Below are 15,566 nucleotides of genomic sequence, written 5' to 3' on the forward strand. Positions count from 1 at the left end.
ATGGTCTGACCACAGTATGGTCTGACCATATGGCAGGCAACTGGGCACCCGTCAAGCGCACCCGCACCTTCGAGGAGGTGCTCGCCAGGATCGAGCAACGCATCGCCGAGGACGGCCTGCGCGTCGGCGACCGGCTGCCGGGCGAACGCCAGCTCGCCGAGCAGCTGCAGGTCGGGCGCTCCTCGGTGCGCGAGGCCCTGCGCGTGCTGGAGACGCTCGGGGTTGTCTCCTCCTCGGCCGGTCGCGGGCCCGACGCCGGCGCGGTGCTCACCTCACGCCCGGGCACCGCCCTGACCGACCTGCTCCGCCTCCACCTCGGGCTGGCCGGGCTGGAGCTGTCGGAGATCATCGAGACTCGGCTGATGATCGAGCAGTTCGCCGCCTCGCGCGCCGCCGCCCTGCGCGCCGACACCACCGCGCTCGACCTGGCCCTGGCTGCCATGGACGCCGCCCGCGACGCCGCGGAGTTCGTCGAGCACGACATCGCCTTCCACTGCGCCATCGCCGACGCCTCGGGCAACCGGCTCATCGGCGTGATCATGCGCTCGATCCGCGACTCCGTCAGGCCGCACGCCGTGGCCGCCGTGGAGCGGCTCGGGGTCGGCTCGGCCAGGCTGCGCGCCGAACACCAGCTCATCCGCGACGCGATCGCCTCAGGAGACGCCGCCGCCGCGGCGAACGCGGTGAGCGAGCACCTGGCCCACACCTACGACCTGGAGCTCTAGCGCCTGGCGTCGGCCACCCGGCAGCTCGCGCCCGAGCAGGTGCGCATGCCCTCCAGGAGGTACTCCAGCCGGAACAACAACGTCGGGTTGGCCGTCGCGGCCAGGTTGCGCAGCTGGTGCGGGTCGGCCACCAGGTCGTAGAGCTGCGACTCCCCCGTGGCGTAGCGCACGTAGGTGTAGCGGTCGGTGCGCAGCGCGTTGTAGGGGGGCACCGGCGTCTGCTTGGCCGAGACCTTGCTGGTCGGCCGGTTGAACTCCACCAGCACGTTGCGGCGCCACCGGTCGGGCCGCTGCCCGCGCAGGAACGGCACCAGCGAGCGCCCCTCCGCGAAGGACGGCGTCCGCGCGCCGCCGAGCTCGGCGATGGTCGGGCCCAGGTCGATGGTGCCGCACAGGTCGGTGTTGACCGCCCCGGCCCGCACCCCGGGACCGCGCACCACCATGGGCACCCGGATGGCCTCCTCGAAGGGGGTGGTCTTGCCCTGCTTGATCCGGTGGGTGCCGAGATGGAAGCCGTTGTCGGAGGCGAAGATCACGTAGGTGTCGTCGAGCTTGCCCGCCTTGTCGAGGGCGTCGATCACCGAGCCGACCAGGTCGTCGACGCCGAGCATGGAGCGCAGCCTGGCCCGGTAGCGGTCGTCGATGCGGTCGATCCCGACATCCTTGATCTTCGGCAGGGAGCGCAGCCAGCGCGGTTCCGCCTTGACGTCGTCCTGGTTGAACGACTTGGTGCGCGGGGCCTTGGCGTCGGCGAAGGCGTTGCTGTGACGCAGCGCCGGGTTGGCCGGGTTGTGCGGGCCGATCGGCGCCAGGTACAGGAAGAAGGGGTCGTCGGAGGCGGCCACGAACTCGCCCGCCTTGGTCGCGAGCACGTCGGACAGGTAGTCGGTCTCGGCCCATCCGTAGTCGACCAGCTTGCCGCTGGAGTTGAGGGTGTAGCCGTACTCCTCGTAGAGGTTGCGGACCGGCACCTCCCACCGGTCCCAGCCGGGCGGCACGTAGGTGGCCGCCGTCGAGGAGCCCGGGTAGTGGTTGAGGTACTTGCCCATGAGGGCGGTGCGGTATCCGGCGTCGTTCATCCAGGTGCCGACCGTGGAACGATCCAGTTCGAGCTGGTAGAAGCGGTCGAACCCGCCCTCGGGGGCCGTGTTGGTCAGCACCCCGTGGCTGTGCACGTACTGGGAGCGCAGGATCGAGGCGCGGGAGGGGCAGCACCAGGAGTTGGTGACGAAGGTGCGGTCGAAGGACATGCCCTGCCGGACGAGGTGCTGGGAGATCTTCGGGAAAAGCGCCAGATTTCCAGCCTCGAGGTCATCGGCCAGAATCAGCACGATATTCGGGCGTTTGGCACGTTCCATTCCCATGGCCGTCATCGGTTCGGCTGCCACAACCAGCAACAACAGGACACATATGACGCGGTACAGACCCTTCAGCACAGAGGTCACCTTGCCCTGAAGATCGTGCATTGACACCCGGCTCCGGATAATAGAACTTGTTCTAATGAAACTCGGTCTCAATCTCGGCTACTGGCAGCGCTCCGCGGACGACGCCACCGAGACCGTGCAGCTGGCCGAGCGGCTCGGCTACGACTCGGTGTGGACGGCCGAGGCCTACGGCAGCGACGCCTTCACCCCGCTGGCCTGGTACGGCGCGCGCACCAGCCGCATCAAGCTGGGCACCTCCGTGGCGCAGATCTCCGCCCGCACCCCCGTCGCCACCGCCATGACCGCGATGACCCTCGATCATCTCACCGGCGGCCGCCTGCTGCTCGGCATCGGCGCGTCCGGCCCTCAGGTCGTCGAGGGCTGGTACGGCCAGCGCTTCGCCCAGCCGCTGGCCAGGACCCGCGAGTACGTCGACATCATGCGCAAGGTGTGGCGGCGCGAGGAGCCCGTCACCAACGACGGCAGGCACTACCCCCTGCCGCTGCCCGACAGCATCGGCAAGCCGCTGAAGTCGATCACCCATCCGCTGCGCGCGGACATCCCGCTCTACCTCGGCGCCGAGGGCCCCAAGAACGTCGCGCTCTCCGCCGAGATCGCCGACGGCTGGCTGCCGCTGTTCGCCTTCCCCTCGAAGATCCAGGAGATGTACGGCGAGGCGCTGTCGGGAGCCCACGCCGACTTCGACATCGCCGCCATGGTGATGGTGATCATCAACGACGACGTGAAGCAGGCGCTGAACACGGTCAAGATGATGCTCACCCTCTACATCGGCGGCATGGGCGCCAAGCAGCGCAACTTCCACGCCGACATCATCGGCCGCATGGGCTTCGCCGACGCGGCCGAGCACATCCAGGCGCTGTACCTGTCGGGCAAGAAGGACGAGGCCTTCCACGCCATCCCCGACGAACTGGCCGACGGCATCTCGCTCGTGGGACCGGCCGGGCGCATCAAGGAGCGGCTGGAGGCCTGGCGGGCCAGCCCGGTGACGAGCCTGCTGGTCATGGGACCGCGCGACGAGCAGTCGCTGACGACCGTGCGGGACCTGGTGCTGGGCTAGCGGATCTGCCGGGTGCCTGGGCTAGAGTCCGGCGGATGATCCGCGTCTTACGTCCGGTCCTGGCCCTCGTCCTGCTCGGCGCCGGCACCGCCGCCAGCGCCACGGAGCCCGTGCGGCGCACGATCTGCCTCACGTTCGACGGCTCCATGTCGTGCGGCGACCCCGAGCTCGAGGCGTCGCTGCGGAAGCGGATGCTCTCTCCCGCGCAGGCCCAGGCCGCCGGATGCACGCCCGTGACCATCGGCCGGGGCGCGATGGACCGTCCCACCGGCCTGCGGCCGGCCGACGAGCCCACCCCTCCCCCACGTTCCCTCGACTCCGCCAAGGCCTCGCGGGTGAGCCGGGCCTGGGACCGGATCGAGCGCTGGCTGGGCTCCTACGCCTCCGGCACGCTGCGCAAGCTGGAGCACCCCAACGGCGAGTTACCGGTCTGGAAGCCGCTCCCCGACGAGCTCGACGCCTCCCTGATGCGACACGACGGCGGCCTGCCCCTCCCGCACGGCCTGGAGCTGCATGACCGCTGGGGCATCGCCGCCGACCAGGAGAGCCACTGCAACGACCTCGTGCTGGCCGGATCCGTGGACGAGGCCGATCCCGACGACGGCACCTGGCACGGCAGCCTCGTGCCGTTCGCGAGCGACTCCCGGGGGACGTCGCTGTTCATCGACCCGCGCACCGGCCGCGTCGGCGAGAAGCGGTGGGACGAGAACGTCGACTACGAGGGCTCCATGGGCTGGCCGTCGTACATCGCCCTCCTGGAAGCCATCGCGACCGCCCTGGAGAGCGGGCAGCCGCTGCGCGACTGGCAACCGGGCGTCTCCGCCGCCTGCGAGCTGACCTGGAGCACCGAACCCGCCGGTCCTCCCCCTGCCACGTGCGCCGGGCCGCCGCGCCCCTCCCCCACTCCCCAGGTGGAGCCGACCCAGCCCGGACCCACGCCCGCGACCGACGCGCAATTGAGCGAGCTCGGATGCCTGCCGTCCGAAGACCCCCCGGTCGTGAAATCTCCGGACAAGTCGGTGCGGAGGCAGGTCGACGCCGTCTGGTCGCGCATCGAACGATGGCTGGCCCGCAAGGCGCCCAAGTCCCTCCAGAGGCTGAACCCTCCCGCGGCGCCGCGGACCATCGCCAGGACCGAGCGGGCGATGGGCCTGACCTTCCCCGACGACTACCGCGCCTCGCTGCTGCGGCACGACGGCGCGCGCGACTGGGGGCTGCCCACCGACGGCCTGCACGCCCTGGTCCCCCTGAAGGAGGTCCGCGACGAGTGGCACATGATGTGCGGCATGTACCGCGACGGCACCACCACCCCCGACTTCGCCTTCTGGTGGCACGGCCACAGCGTTCCCTTCGCCAAGGCCGTCGACGGCGGGCACCAGCTGATCGACGTCAGGACGGGCGAGGTCTTCCACTTCTACAACGAGACGGGCCTGACCCAGGAGGCGCCCTCCTACCTGACCTTCCTGCGGCGCATCGCCACCTCCCTGGAGTCCGGCAGGCCCATGGGCATGTGGCAGCCGAAGGTGCGCGACGGCTTTCTCGACTGGAGCTCCGACTAGGCAGCTCTCAGGCGTGTCGCTCGACGAGCGCGTTGCCGATCGAGACCAGGTGGTCTCGCACCCCAGGAGGGCCGGTCACCTCGAGCCATTCGACCAGCCCGGCGATCTCGCACGCGAGCGTGTACTCGTCGTGGCCGCGGATCACGACCTCGACACGGCCGTCGGCCGTGGAGCCTCCCACCTGGAGCCGGTCGCCGAGCATCAGCCGGAGCGCGCCCATCGCCTGGGGCGCGCACACCGCCCGGAGCTCGAGCGGCGTCCGCCTGCGGTCGACCTCGTCGGCGATCTCGCGCCAGCTCGCGGCCAGGTCGAAGTCCTCCGGCCGGTGCACGGGATCGCCGGTCGGCTCGGCGGACGACACGCGGTCGACGCGGAAGGTCCGCCGCCCCGCCCCGGTGTGGGCGACCAGGTACCACGACGGGCCCTTGGCGACGATGCCCAGCGGGTGCACGGTCCTCTCGGTCACGGCGCCCTCGCGGTCGACGTAGCCGAGCCGTACCTGGACGCCGCGGATCACCGCGTCCAGGAGTTCGTCGAGGAACCGGGGCGAGCGGCGCTCGACCCGGCCGGCCCCCCACCGTTGCGGGTCCATGACCAGCGACGTCGCCGCCGCCTCGGCCTGCGTCCTGAAGGGCCCCGGCAGGGCCTGGACGAGCTTGCGCAGGGCCGCCTTCACGGCAGGCGTCGCGGCCGACGCCTGGCCGGCGACCAGGAACAGGGCGCGGGCCTCGCTGGCGGTCAGCCCGGACAGGTCGGTACGGGCGCCGCCGACCAGGCGCCAGCCGCCGCTCCTGCCCTGCATGGAGTAGACGGGCACCCCGGCCATGGCCAGGGCGTCGAGGTCGCGGCGGGCGGTGCGCTCGGAGACCTCCAGCTCCCGGGCGACCTCTGCCGCCGTCACCTGCTCACGCCGCTGCAGCATGAGGAGGATGGCCACCAGCCGATCGGTTCGCATACCTGGCGACACTTCCATGAAAACCGGTCATGAGATGACCGGTATAGGTCGGCAGGATGACTTTCACTGACGGCCATCTCCAGGAGGAAACGCGATGTTCGATCCCACCCTTGTCCCGGTCAACGGCGTGAAGCTGGAAGTCTTCGAAGCCGGCCGCCAGAACGCGGGCAATCCCATCGTGCTCTGCCACGGCTGGCCGGAGCACGCCTATTCCTGGCGTCACCAGGTGCCCGCCCTGGTCGCGGCGGGCTACCACGTCATCGTCCCGAACCAGCGGGGCTACGGAAACTCCTCCCGCCCGGCCGAGGTGACCGACTACGACATCGACCACCTGTCGGGTGATCTCGTGGCGCTTCTCGACCATTACGGCTACGAATCCGCCACCTTCGTCGGACACGATTGGGGGGCGATCGTCGTGTGGGGACTGACCCTGCTGCATCCGAACCGGGTCGACAAGGTGATCAACCTGAGCGTGCCGTACCAGGACCGCGGGGAGAAGCCCTGGGTCGAGTTCATCGAGGACGTGATGGGCGGCGACTTCTACTACGTCCACTTCAACCGGCATCCCGGCGTCGCCGACGCCGTGTTCGAAGAGAACACGGCCCGCTTCCTCCGCAACATGTTCCGGAAGAACCTGCCTCCCGCGGAGCCTCAGCCGGGCATGGCTCTGATCGACCTCGCCAGGGCGGAGACGCCGCCCGGCGAGCCCATCATGAGCGACGCCGAGCTGGACGTCTTCGTCTCCGCCTTCGAAGCGTCGGGCTTCACGGGCGGCATCAACTGGTACAGGAACTCCACCCGCAACTGGCATGCGCTGGCCGATGTGGACCCCATCATCCGGCAACCCGCCCTCATGATCTACGGCGACCGGGACGTGGTCCCGAGGTCTGAAAGGCTGACGCATTTCGTCCCCAACGCGGACGTGGTCAGCCTGGACTGCGGTCACTGGATCCAGCAGGAGATGCCGGAGGAGACGAACCAGGCGATTCTCGCGTGGCTGGCCAGGCACCCGGCCGCCGGACACCCGCGCTAGTCGGGACGCGGCGCCGGGTTCAGGGTCACCGAGCGCAGCAGCGGCCTGCTGAGCGCGCCCGCGGCCAGGACCCCGGCGAAGCCGACCGCCACGCAGGTCAGCAGCGTCACCAGCCCCCGCACGTTCATCCCGGCGAACATGAACGGCATCGCGCAGAACATCCCGATCGCGATCGAGCCGCCGCCCATGATGACCAGCGGGATCAGCGTCTCCGAGCGCCTGGCCCGGTCGAGCACCTCCAGAGGTGTCCCTGCCAGGCGCAGCAGCGCGTACGTCTGCCGCCTGTCGAGGACCGACGACGCCGCGGTGATGCCCGCGCTGGTGATCGCCACCAGGAACGACACGGCCAGCACCACGATCGTGCCGGTGGCGATGTCGGTCAGCAGCTGGCCGTCGACCAGGCCGTCGTCGGTCTCGGTCGAGGCCGAGCGGCCGGGCGACAGGCCCGCCAGCGCGGTGCGCGCCCGGTCGAGGTTCTCCTGGCTCGCGCCGGTGCCCAGCGCCACGACCAGGATGTCCTTCTTCCGCTCGACGGTGGCCTTCACCTTCGCCCCGGCCAGCCGTTCGCGCGCCTCGGTCACCGATACGTCACCCGACAACCTCAGCTGGTGGGCGTCGCGCGTGCCGAGCAGGTCGGCGCTGGGGCTGAGCAGGCCGAGGAAGCCGGCGACGAACCCCGTCAGCGCCACCCCGCTCACCGTGCGCCAGGCGGCGCGCGGATCGTCGACCAGGCGGCGCCCGGCCAGGAGCTGGTGCGCGCGGCGGGCCCTCTTGGCGGTGATGCGGCCGATGAGGCCGACCACCCACGGCCCGGCCAGGTTGATCGCCAGGAAGGCCAGCCCGACCACGATCACGATCACCGTGACGCTCGTCGCGCGGCTCACCATCGGCACCATCACCAGCGCCACGATCAGGGCGATCACCCGCACGAACCGCATCGCCGGCGGCGTCTCCCGCTTGGCCACGCCCAGCGGGCTGACCACCACCCGGCGCAGGCCCACCACCGCCGACAGGCCCACGAGCAGGGGTACGGCCAGCAGCACCAGGCCCATCACCCACGGCGGTGGCAGCAGATCGGTGACGAACCACGCTCCGCCCTGCATCGGGATGCGGCTGAGCAGGGGCGAGGCCAGGCCGTACAGGAGCGTGCCGGCCGCGGCCCCCGCGAACGCGACCATCACCGCCTCGGCCACCGTCATCCCCGCCACCTGGCCGGGGGTCGCGCCGATCAGCCGGAGCGCGGCCAGGCGCTGGTCGCGCCGGGCGACCGTGAGCCTGGCCGCCGCCCCGCCGAACACCAGCAGCGGGACGACCATCAGCACGCTGCCGATGAGGGCGAGCATCTGGTAGGCGATCGCGTCGTCCGTCGGCTCGCCGGCGAAGCTCGCGATCCGGGTCGGGGAGGCCGCCCCGTAGTCGCGCTTCACCTTGAACGCCGGATCGCCCGGCTCCAGGCCGACCACCGCGACCAGCTCGGACGGCAGGACCAGAGCCTGCTCGCCCAGCTCGCCGCGCACCTGGCCGAACCTCGCGGCGAGCTGCTCCTGCGGCAGTTCGTCCGCCAGGTCCTTCAGCGCCGGGGAGAGCCAGGTCTGGCCCGGCCCGGGGAAGGCCTTCAGCCCAGGAGGAGCAGGGGCGCCGGGCTTGAGCGCGGCCAGCTCGACCACGAGGATCGGGCTGTCGCGCACGTAGTCCCAGCGGGTCGCCTGCACCGCCACCGCGTCGCCCTCGGCGGCGACGGGATTGCGCCAGGCGCCGTGCTGGGCCCGCGCGTCGAAGGCCAGGTTGGCGCTCACCGCGAACAGCAGCAGCGCCGTGGAGATCACGACCGCGCCGAGGGTGAGCCAGGTGCCGAGCATGCCCTGACGGCCGCCTCCGCGCAGCAGCCGCCAGGTGAGGGAGAGGGTGCCGCTCACGCGTGACCTCCGGCGTGAAGGCCGGGCAGGACCGTCGTGTGCGCCCCCGGCCCGTCGCCGGTCAGGCGGCCGTCGCGCACCTCGACCGTGCGGTCGCACCACGAGGCCACGTTCGGGTCGTGGGTGACCACCACCAGGCACGCCCCGTTGTACTTGGTCGCCTCCACCAGCAGGCGCATCGTCTCCTGGCCCGTCGTCTGGTCCAGCGCGCCCGTCGGCTCGTCGGCGAAGACCACAGCGGGCTTGCTGACCAGCGCCCTGGCGATCGCCACCCGCTGCGCCTGGCCGCCCGACAACTCGCCGGGGCGGCGCGTCTCCATGCCCTGCAGGCCGAGCGGCGCGAACCACTCGCGCGCCTGCCGTACCGCCTGGGTCCTGGTCACGCCGCCGAGCATCAGCGGCAGCGCCACGTTCTCCTCGGCGGGCAGTTCGGGCAGCAGCTGGCCGAACTGGAAGACGAAGCCGAACCGGGTGCGGCGCAGCTCGCTGCGGCGGCGCTCGCCGAGGTTGTCGACGCGGTGGCCCATCAGGTGCACCTCGCCCTCGTCCGGCTTCATGATGCCCGCCAGGCAGTGCAGCAGGGTGGACTTGCCGGAGCCGCTCGGCCCCATGATCGCCACCGCTTCTTCCTGGTGGATGGTGATGTCCACCCCGGCCAGGGCCGTCGTGTGACCGAATCGTTTGGTCAAGAAGTGTCCGGACAGTACGTCGCTCATGGCATGAGAGCCTGCCGCCGCGGGCCCTCGCGCCGGATCGGTCGGGCGGTCGGTACGGCATCGGCCGAACGGCTGATCTTAAGCTGGGGGCGTGATCCGTGTCCTCATCGCCGACGACCAAGAGCTCGTCAGAACCGGCTTCCAGATGATCCTCGACGCCCAGCCGGACATGGAGGTCGTCTCCGCGGTCTCCGACGGCGCCGCCGCCGTGGCCGAGGCCAGGAGGCTGCGTCCTGACGTCTGCCTGCTCGACATCCGCATGCCCAAGCTCGACGGCCTGGAGGTCACCCGCCTGCTGGCCGGCCCCGGCGTCACCGACCCCCTGCGGGTGGTCATCGTCACCACCTTCGACCTCGACGAGTACGTCTACGGCGCGCTGCGCTCCGGCGCCACCGGCTTCCTGCTGAAGGACAGCGGCCCGACGCTGCTGCTGGAGGCCATCCGCGCCGCGGCCCACGGTGACGCGCTCGTCTCGCCGTCGGTCACCGTGCGCCTGCTGCAGCACCTGGCGCAGCCCGCGGCGCCCAGGCCGCTCGACGAGCCGCTGACCGACCGCGAGCTGGACGTCGTACGGCTGATCGCGCGCGGCAGGACCAACCAGGAAGTGGCCGCGGAACTCTTCGTTTCCCTTTCGACGGTTAAGACCCATCTTGGGAGCATCTTCACGAAGCTCGGTGCCAGAAATCGGGTGGAAATCGCAGCTTGGGCATGGGAATCCGGCGTGGTGAACTGATTAACAACGGGCTTGGCGGGATAGAAGTGAATCAGCACCTCAGCGCATGGAGCGGGGGGAGAAAGATTCGTGCGCTTCACCATCCGGGCCCTTTATGTGACCCTCGCCGCCCAGGTCGTCGCGCTCACCGCGCTCGTCGTCTTCGAGGAGACCCGCGGCAGCCGGCTCGCCACCCAGATCGCCACCATCAACGGAGACCACTCCAGCACCGCCGCGCAGGCCGTCGTCGGTGACGTGACCGCCTTCGCGGTGCTCATCATGCTGCTGGTCGTCACCTTCTTCGGCGCCGCCTCGGCCTACCTGACCTGGCTGGTGCGCGCCCGCCAGGCCAACGACCGCGCGGCAGCCACCGCTCCCGTGCTCGCCGGCTGGTTCGTCCCGGTCGTCAACCTGGCGGCGCCGCTCGTGCTCGTCGACGACGTGTGGAAGAACTCCCGCCCGCCGTACGACCGGCGGACGCGGTGGCTGGTCCTGATCGCCGCGTGGTGGCTGGCCTTCCTCACCGCGGCGGCCTCGATCTTCCTGCGCCTGTCGGACCCGTCGGCCGACACGCTCACGGGACTGGGGATCCGCGAGCTGGCGCTGGTGTGCGTCGCGGCCCTGCTGTGCGCGATGTCGGCCCGCGAGATCGTCCGCATCCAGACCTCACCGAGCCGCGCCCGCGTGATGGCCCCGGCCCCGATGACCTCGGCGCCCCTGTGACCGGCCGCGTGCGCCGTACCTGAGAGGACCGCCGCATGACGATCGCGATCACGGGTGCCACCGGCCGGCTCGGGGGCCGGGTGGCGGCGCGGCTGGCGGCGGCGGGGGTGCCGCAGACGATGCTGGTCCGTGACCCCGCCAGGGCGCCGGCACTGCCCGGTGCCACGGTGGTGCGGGCGGCGTTCGGGGAGCGGGAGCGGGTCCGGGAGGCGCTGAGCGGCCACGACGTCGTGCTGATGGTGTCGGCCTCCGAGGCGCCCGACCGGCTGGAGCAGCACCTGGCCTTCGTCGACGCGGCTGCCGCGGCGGGCGTGGGGCACCTGGTCTACGTCTCGTTCTACGGAGCCTCGCCCTCGGCCACGTTCACCCTGGCCCGCGACCACTGGGCCACCGAGGAGCACATTAGGGCCGGTGGTCTGCCGTTCACCTTCCTGCGCGACAACCTGTACGCCGACTTCGCCCCGTTCATGGTGGGCGACGACGGGGTGATCCGCGGGCCCGCGGGCCAGGGGCGGGTGGCGATGGTCGCGCAGGACGACATCGCGGACGCCGCGGTGGCGGTGCTGCGGGATCCGGGCGCGCACGCGGGCAGGACCCACGACCTGACGGGGCCGCGGGCGCTGACCTTCGGCGAGGTCGCCGAGACGATGACGCGCGTGCTGGGCAGGAAGGTCGCCTACCACCCGGAGAGCGTCGAGGAGGCCTACGCCTCCCGGGAGAGGTACGGCGCGCCGCGGTGGCAGGTCGACGCGTGGGTGTCGACCTACACCGCGGTCGCCGCCGGCGAGATGGAGGGCGTCAGCCAGGCCGTGCCCGAGCTGACGGGCCACCCGGCCAGGACCCTGGAAGAGGTGCTGGCGGCCTCGTGACGGTCACGCCGCGGCGGGACCGGAGCTGCCCTGGCTGGCGTGCCAGAGCTGCCGCGACGGGCTGACGATCGCGGGCCCGAGGTCGGCGTACGGCGAGAGCAGGAAGCCGTTGGCGTACTCGATGCGCCCGCCCGTGACGCCGGGCGTGGCGGCCGGGTCTCGCTCGACCAGTTCCCTGACGGCGTCGAGGCCGCGGGCGCGCCAGAGCTTCTCCAGGTCGATGAGGTTCCAGCAGTCGAGAGCGCGCATGGAGACCGCCTTGGGCCCGGTGCGGCGGATCACCCCGCGCGCCACCATGAGCCACGAGGTGAACACCGTGGAGGCGCAGTGTCCCTGCACCGACTCGAAGAAGGTCAGGTCGACCGGCCCCGTGGAGTCGTCGAGGGTGGCGAAGATGACGCGCTGGCCGGAGCGCACGGCAGGGGTCTGGGTGGCCACCTTGACCCCGCCCACCAGCACCTGGGCGCCGTTGCGCTGCTCCAGCAGGTCTCTGGCGCGCACCACGCCGAGCAGGTCGAGCAGCTCGTCGTGGAAGCTGACGATGTGGCGGCTGACGTCGATGCCGAGGATCTCCAGTTCGGCCTCGACCATCTCGGTCTCGGTCATCTCGGGCAGTTCGCCTGGCGCGATGTGCTCGGCGAAGCCCAGCGGTATCTGGACGGCCTCGTCGGGGCTCTGCCGTACGAGGACGGCGCGGGGGGCGTAGCCCTTGCGGGCGCGCGGGCGCGCGCCGACGCCCGAGGCGGAGGCCCGTTCCAGGGCGCCGACCTGGGCGATGAGGTCGCGGCGGGTGAGCTCGCCCGGCCGCCAGCGCGGCCCGCCGTCGCCCGGGTGCAGCTCGTGCAGGCCGTCGAGGCCGCCGACCTGGACGATGCGTTCCATGACGGGACGCGAGGGCCTGGCGCGGTCCCAGAAGTCCGACATCGAGGTGTACGGCTGGCCGGCGACCATGCGGTCGACCTCGGCCTCGCTGATGCCCTTGACCGCGGAGAACGGCACGCGCAGGGCGTAGCCGCGCCCGAGCTCCTCGGCGTGGAACCTGGTCCTGGGCCCCTGCTCTCCGGCGGGTCCCGCGAGGGACTGGGGGTCGACCCGCACCTCCATGCCGAGCCGCTCGACCAGCCAGTTCCGCCCCGATCTGTTGATGTCGAGCGGCAGGATGGTCACCCCGCACTGCCGCGCCTCGTCGACGATCACGCGCTGGGGGTACATGCCGGGCTCGTGGGTGAGCACTCCGGCGAAGAAGGCGGCGGCGTGGTGGCGTTTGAGCCAGGCCGACTGGTAGGTGGGCAGCGCGAAGGCGGCGGCGTGCGCCTTGCAGAAGCCGAAGGCGCCGAAGGCGTCGAGCACCCGCCAGGCCTCCTCGACCACGGCGGCGGAGTACCTCTTGTGCACCGAGGCGAAGAACCACTGGCGCACGTTCTCGCGGGTCGCGGGGGCCGCCAGGCTGCGCCGCATCCTCTCGGCCTCCGACAGCCCGCAGTCGGTCATGGCGTCGATGACCTTGAGCACCTGCTCGTGGAAGACCACCACGCCGTGGGTCTCGCGCAGCGCGTCGTGCAGGTCTTCGTGCGGGTAGCGGGAGGGCCGCCAGCCGTGGCGCATCTCCAGGTAGGGCGTGACCATGTCGGAGTTGACCGGTCCCGGGCGGAACAGCGAGATGTCGACGATCAGGTCGTGCATCGTGCGCGGCTCCAGCTTGGCGACCAGCTCGCGCTGGCCGGGCGACTCGATCTGGAAACACCCGAGGGTACGGCTGGCGCAGATCATGTCGTAGGTGGTGGAGTCGTCGTGGGGCACGGCGTCGAGCTCGATCTCGAGATCGTCGACCCGCTTGATCTCGCTGAGCGTGTAGGCCATGGCCGACTGCATGCGCACGCCGAGCACGTCGAGCTTGAGCAGCCCGGCCTCCTCGACGTCGTCCTTGTCGAACTGCGACATCGGGAACTCCAGCATGCTGCGCTCGATGGGCGTGGTGTCGCGCAGGGTGGAGTTGCCGATGAGCACGCCGCACGGGTGCAGGGCGATGTGCCTGGGCAGGCCGTCGAGCTTCTCGGCCAGGGAGAAGACCTTGCCGAGCCCGGCCTCGCCGAGCCGTGACTCGCGCAGTTCCGGCAGGTCGGACAGGGCGGAGCTGATCTGGCGGGCCCTGATGTGCGGGAAGGCCTTGGCGATGAGGTCGATCTCGTGCGGGGGCAGTCCCATGGCGGCGCCCACGTCGCGGATGGCGCTGCGGGCGCGGTAGGTCTCCATCATCGACACGCAGGCCACGCGCGCCTCGCCGTACATGTCGAAGATCGCCTTGTAGCAGTCGAGGCGGCGGGCGGACTCGACGTCGATGTCGATGTCGGGCAGGCCGATGCGGCCCTCCGACAGGAAACGCTCCATCAGCAGGCCGTGGTCGAGCGGGTTGATCTCGCCGATCCTCAGCAGGTAGTTGACCAGGCTGCCCGCTCCCGAGCCGCGGATGGCGCAGCGGATGTCCATGCCGCGGATGCGGTCGGTGATGCCGGCGACGGAGATGAAGTAGCCGGACAGCTCCTTCCTCTCGATGATCGACAGCTCCAGCCTCAGCCGGTCCTTGGCGTCGGCGGAGTTGCCGAGCCCGCGCTCGTACAGGCCGTCGTAGCAGCGGTTGCGCAGCAGCGGCACCGGGTCCCTGCCGACCTCGGGCAGGTTCAGCCGGCCCGCCTTGAGCCCGAGGACCTGGAGGGGGTCCATGGCGCAGGCCTCGGCCAGCCGGCGGGTGGTGCGCAGCAGGCGGGTGATGCGCTGCTCGTCGGCGCCGCAGATCTTCCGCGCGACCTGGAGCATTTCCTTGGTCGACTTGAGGTAGGCGTGCGAGGTGGCGCGTTCCAGGTGGCGGGGGTGCAGCGGCACCAGCTGGCGGGCGGCGTCGAGCACGTCGCCGGTCTGGTGGTCGGCGGGGTCGAGGTAGCGCACGGCGTTGGTCAGGATCGCCGGCACTCCCATCGACTCGGCCAGGGCGAGCATGCGGACCGCGGTGGCGGCGTCGCGGTAGCCGTACTGGTCGATCACCTCGACGGCCACCGTCAGGCTGGCGCGCCATCGTTCCAGCAGGGCCCTGGCCTGCTCGTCGCGTCCGGCGGCGACGGCCCTGCCGACGTCGGAGCGCGGCCCGAGCAGGACGATCAGGCCGGGGTGGGCGCCGACCAGGTCGGCGGTGACCGTGGGCGAGCCTCGCTCCCCCGCACGATGGGCGGCGGTGACCAGGCGGCAGAGCGAGGCCCACGCATCGGAGCGGGCCAGCACGGTGACCCGGTCCTGGGATTCGGGTCCGGTCCTGGGCCGGTCCTTCCCGCTGGAGGCGAGCGCGAGGTCGACGCCGAAGACCGCCTTGAGCCCGGCGTCGGCGCAGGCCTGGGCGTGCTTGATGGCGCCGTAGAGGCCGTCGCGGTCGGTCAGCGCGAGCATGTCCATGCCGTGCTCGACCGCCCTGGCGACGAGCGCGGGAGGGAAGGTGGTGCCGTAGCGCATGGAGTAGGCGGAGGCGACGTGGAGGTGGACGAAGGGTGTCATCAGTCCCACGCCCTCAGCAGCAGCCAGCCGCCGCTGGCGGTGTCGAAGCGCAGTTCGTAGGTGCCGGCCTCACGGCCGGGGCTGGCCTCGACGCGCCAGAACTGCCGCTCGCCGGGGTCGTTCTCGCCGGTCTTCCACCATTCGCGGGCCACCACCCAGTGATCGAGGACGCGGCGGACGAGGTAGAGCCGGTCGCGCCAGACGAACTGGGTGGGCTCCCCGTCGCGGGTCCACACCTCGATGGGGTCGCCATAGAGTCTGCTCAAGATCCTCTTCTCCCAGGAGTCCTCGCGAACTGCCCGGGGGAAGACGGGCG

Annotated in this window: 13 protein-coding genes; 7 read left to right on the forward strand and 6 right to left on the reverse strand. The window is 71.2% G+C overall.

Features of this window, described 5'->3' with window-relative positions; genetic code table 11:
• The first annotated feature begins 29 nt into the window (after positions 1-29).
• A complete protein-coding gene (locus tag ACIBH1_RS13745) occupies positions 30-725 on the forward strand; it encodes a FadR/GntR family transcriptional regulator (protein WP_397314046.1) in 696 nt (231 codons plus the stop codon).
• Here ACIBH1_RS13745 and ACIBH1_RS13750 read toward each other — a convergent pair.
• Positions 722-2,161 (reverse strand): sulfatase, encoded by a 1,440-nt coding sequence (locus ACIBH1_RS13750; RefSeq protein ID WP_397314047.1) that lies wholly within the window; start codon positions 2,159-2,161, stop codon positions 722-724. The genes ACIBH1_RS13745 and ACIBH1_RS13750 overlap by 4 nt on opposite strands.
• 64 nt (positions 2,162-2,225) lie before the next feature.
• Here ACIBH1_RS13750 and ACIBH1_RS13755 point away from each other — a divergent pair, with 64 nt between their 5' ends.
• Positions 2,226-3,227, forward strand: coding sequence for an LLM class F420-dependent oxidoreductase (locus ACIBH1_RS13755; RefSeq protein WP_397314048.1), 1,002 nt, complete (start codon positions 2,226-2,228; stop codon positions 3,225-3,227).
• A 35-nt stretch (positions 3,228-3,262) separates the two neighbouring features.
• Complete coding sequence (locus tag ACIBH1_RS13760) at positions 3,263-4,786, forward strand: SMI1/KNR4 family protein (RefSeq protein ID WP_397314049.1); 1,524 nt, start codon at positions 3,263-3,265, stop codon at positions 4,784-4,786.
• Between the two features lie 7 nt (positions 4,787-4,793).
• Here ACIBH1_RS13760 and ACIBH1_RS13765 read toward each other — a convergent pair whose 3' ends face one another.
• Positions 4,794-5,741 (reverse strand): helix-turn-helix transcriptional regulator, encoded by a 948-nt coding sequence (locus ACIBH1_RS13765; RefSeq protein ID WP_397314050.1) that lies wholly within the window; start codon positions 5,739-5,741, stop codon positions 4,794-4,796.
• 94 nt (positions 5,742-5,835) lie between these two features.
• On the opposite strand from ACIBH1_RS13765, the gene ACIBH1_RS13770 reads away from it, so the two are divergent.
• On the forward strand, positions 5,836-6,774 hold the full coding sequence (locus ACIBH1_RS13770) for an alpha/beta fold hydrolase (RefSeq protein WP_397314051.1): 939 nt from the start codon (positions 5,836-5,838) through the stop codon (positions 6,772-6,774).
• Here the strand turns inward: ACIBH1_RS13770 and ACIBH1_RS13775 are convergent.
• Together ACIBH1_RS13775 and ACIBH1_RS13780 are read right to left on the reverse strand one after the other, a co-directional pair.
• Entirely contained in the window at positions 6,771-8,690 is a 1,920-nt protein-coding gene (locus ACIBH1_RS13775; protein ID WP_397314052.1) for an FtsX-like permease family protein, read from the reverse strand. The genes ACIBH1_RS13770 and ACIBH1_RS13775 overlap by 4 nt on opposite strands.
• Positions 8,687-9,406, reverse strand: a complete 720-nt coding sequence (locus ACIBH1_RS13780; protein ID WP_397314053.1) for an ABC transporter ATP-binding protein — start codon at positions 9,404-9,406, stop codon at positions 8,687-8,689. Before ACIBH1_RS13780 ends, ACIBH1_RS13775 begins: the two co-directional genes overlap by 4 nt.
• A gap of 91 nt (positions 9,407-9,497) precedes the next feature.
• Here ACIBH1_RS13780 and ACIBH1_RS13785 point away from each other — a divergent pair, with 91 nt between their 5' ends.
• The 3 genes from ACIBH1_RS13785 to ACIBH1_RS13795 all read left to right on the forward strand — a co-directional run bounded on the left by ACIBH1_RS13785 (position 9,498) and on the right by ACIBH1_RS13795 (position 11,710).
• Positions 9,498-10,139, forward strand: a complete 642-nt coding sequence (locus ACIBH1_RS13785) for a response regulator (protein ID WP_397314054.1) — start codon at positions 9,498-9,500, stop codon at positions 10,137-10,139.
• Positions 10,140-10,208: 69 nt separating this feature from the next.
• Positions 10,209-10,841, forward strand: a complete 633-nt coding sequence (locus ACIBH1_RS13790) for a DUF4328 domain-containing protein (protein ID WP_397314055.1) — start codon at positions 10,209-10,211, stop codon at positions 10,839-10,841.
• A gap of 35 nt (positions 10,842-10,876) precedes the next feature.
• Entirely contained in the window at positions 10,877-11,710 is an 834-nt protein-coding gene (locus tag ACIBH1_RS13795) for an SDR family oxidoreductase (protein ID WP_397314056.1), read from the forward strand.
• A 3-nt stretch (positions 11,711-11,713) separates the two neighbouring features.
• Here ACIBH1_RS13795 and ACIBH1_RS13800 read toward each other — a convergent pair whose 3' ends face one another.
• A complete protein-coding gene (locus ACIBH1_RS13800; protein ID WP_397314057.1) occupies positions 11,714-15,250 on the reverse strand; it encodes a DNA polymerase III subunit alpha in 3,537 nt (1,178 codons plus the stop codon).
• The gene (locus ACIBH1_RS13805) at positions 15,250-15,516 is read right to left on the reverse strand and encodes a DUF6504 family protein (protein ID WP_181612319.1); all 267 of its coding nucleotides are present in this window, start codon (positions 15,514-15,516) and stop codon (positions 15,250-15,252) included. The genes ACIBH1_RS13800 and ACIBH1_RS13805 overlap by 1 nt, the downstream gene beginning before the upstream one ends.
• Positions 15,517-15,566: the final 50 nt, after the last annotated feature.

This window comes from Nonomuraea sp. NPDC050663, assembly GCF_044456985.1.
Lineage (GTDB): Bacteria > Actinomycetota > Actinomycetes > Streptosporangiales > Streptosporangiaceae > Nonomuraea.

Excerpts from the sequence above, each read along its gene's own strand:
- ACIBH1_RS13745 (WP_397314046.1), top strand. The coding sequence starts at position 30 with ATGGCAGGCAACTGGGCACCCGTCAAGCGCACCCGCACCTTCGAGGAG.
- ACIBH1_RS13770 (WP_397314051.1), top strand. The coding sequence starts at position 5,836 with ATGTTCGATCCCACCCTTGTCCCGGTCAACGGCGTGAAGCTGGAAGTC.
- ACIBH1_RS13765 (WP_397314050.1), bottom strand. The coding sequence starts at position 5,741 with ATGCGAACCGATCGGCTGGTGGCCATCCTCCTCATGCTGCAGCGGCGT.
- ACIBH1_RS13780 (WP_397314053.1), bottom strand. The coding sequence starts at position 9,406 with ATGAGCGACGTACTGTCCGGACACTTCTTGACCAAACGATTCGGTCAC.
- ACIBH1_RS13755 (WP_397314048.1), top strand. The coding sequence starts at position 2,226 with ATGAAACTCGGTCTCAATCTCGGCTACTGGCAGCGCTCCGCGGACGAC.
- ACIBH1_RS13800 (WP_397314057.1), bottom strand. The coding sequence starts at position 15,250 with ATGACACCCTTCGTCCACCTCCACGTCGCCTCCGCCTACTCCATGCGC.
- ACIBH1_RS13795 (WP_397314056.1), top strand. The coding sequence starts at position 10,877 with ATGACGATCGCGATCACGGGTGCCACCGGCCGGCTCGGGGGCCGGGTG.
- ACIBH1_RS13760 (WP_397314049.1), top strand. The coding sequence starts at position 3,263 with ATGATCCGCGTCTTACGTCCGGTCCTGGCCCTCGTCCTGCTCGGCGCC.